Source organism: Paenibacillus sp. 01T422 (assembly GCF_056398785.1).
In genome coordinates, this window is record NZ_JBFTQB010001332.1 from 1 (window position 1) to 1160 (window position 1160).

Below are 1160 nucleotides of genomic sequence, written 5' to 3' on the forward strand. Positions count from 1 at the left end.
GGTCTATTCACAGCCGACTATTTGTGGGAGAAGAAAGGTATCGTACCTTTTTTGAAGATAGATAAGGGGCTGGCAGATTCCGAGGACGGCGTGCAAGTACTAAAACCGATTCCCGATTTGGACGGCTTGCTCCGGCGTGCGGTCGAGCGCAACATCTTCGGAACTAAGATGCGTTCGATCATTCACGAGGCGAATCCGCAAGGGATTCGCAGGGTAGTGGAGCAGCAGTTCGAGCTCGGTAAACAAATTTGGGCTGCAGGACTTGTTCCCATCATCGAGCCCGAAGTCGATATTAACAGCTTAGACAAAGGGGAATCAGAACGGATCTTGAAGGACGAAATTTTCAAGCAGCTGTCCACTCTTGCACCCGATGTGACTGTTATCCTGAAACTCTCGATCCCAACTGAGGACGATTTCTACAGTGATCTGATGAACGAGCCACACGTCGCTCGGGTCGTCGCACTGTCTGGCGGATATGAGCGGGAAGAAGCCAACGAACGACTGGCCCGGAGTCACGGCTTGATCGCTAGCTTCTCCCGTGCATTGGCTGAAGGTTTGTCTGATCAACAGTCGAATGAGCAGTTCAACGAGATGCTGACTCGATCCATTCGGTCCATATACGAAGCGTCGATCTCCTAATAGAGACGATAGCCAAGCCCGTGATTACAGACGCGGGCTTTTTTCGTGCTCTGAGGAGCGTGGAAAGCTTCAATTATAATAGCTGTTAACAAGATTACCAAAAGGAACCTGGGAAACCTAATAGTTATTCCCTTTACTGTTTAAACTAAGCTTAAAGGTACGCGGCTAGCCCCATTTTAAAAAACTCTTATACATCACCAAATTTCCTTGAAGGGGGGCATCTGTTTTGGATGCGCAGTTTCTAGATTTATTGGCCGAGAAATATGATACGGAAGAAAAAGTTGTAACAGCAATCATCGACCTTGAAGCGATCTCCAATCTTCCCAAGGGGACTGAGCATTTTGTCAGTGATTTGCATGGGGAGTTCCAGGCATTTCAGCATGTCCTAAGAAACGGTTCGGGTACCGTAAAAGAGAAAATCAAAGCCTTGTTCCGTGAGGTTTGGACGGATCATGAAATCAATAATTTTACGGTGTTAGTTTATTATCCGGAAGAAAAAATACAACTGGTTAAAGGAGACC

2 protein-coding genes are annotated in these 1160 nt (G+C 47.0%); both read left to right on the forward strand.

What is annotated here, in order from left to right:
- A partial coding sequence (locus AC1DUA_RS38490; protein WP_477504700.1) for a beta/alpha barrel domain-containing protein occupies positions 1–639 on the forward strand: 639 nt, incomplete at its 5' end.
- 226 nt (positions 640–865) lie between these two features.
- Positions 866–1160, forward strand: a 295-nt coding sequence (locus AC1DUA_RS38495; protein WP_477504701.1) for a fructose-bisphosphatase class III, incomplete at its 3' end; no start/stop codon positions are given.